Source organism: Pseudomonas sp. PS01297 (assembly GCF_029959305.1).
GTDB lineage: Bacteria > Pseudomonadota > Gammaproteobacteria > Pseudomonadales > Pseudomonadaceae > Aquipseudomonas > Aquipseudomonas helleri.
Genome location: NZ_JASCPQ010000218.1, coordinates 1 through 324 on the forward strand (window position 1 = coordinate 1; position 324 = coordinate 324).

Annotated in this window: 1 pseudogene; it reads right to left on the reverse strand. The window is 61.4% G+C overall.

The features are described from left to right. Nucleotides 1–324, reverse strand: a pseudogene (locus tag QMX84_RS26360) (peptidase); the annotation flags it as partial.

The following is a 324-nucleotide window of genomic DNA, read 5'->3' on the forward strand; positions in this document are numbered from 1 at the left end:
GTCTTTGTCGACCTGGGTCACGATGGCCGGCTCAAGCCCGCTGATGGTGCGCTGCTTGGTCTGCTCCTGAGCCCAGGCCGACGGGGATTTACCGGCAAAGCGTGCTTCAGGGCCGCGATAGCCGTGGCGCTGGTCGTAGACCATCAAGCCGTCCTCATCCGACTTGTTGGCCAGCTCTTGCAGGTCGCTTGGGACCGTCGTAGTCACTCGATAACCTTCGGTGTAGGCCTCGCTGCCATAACGGCCGACCATTTCGGCACGGGCCATTTCAGCGATATAAGTCGCGTTCACTTCTGGCGTCGGCACGTGGTAGCTGGCGTTCAC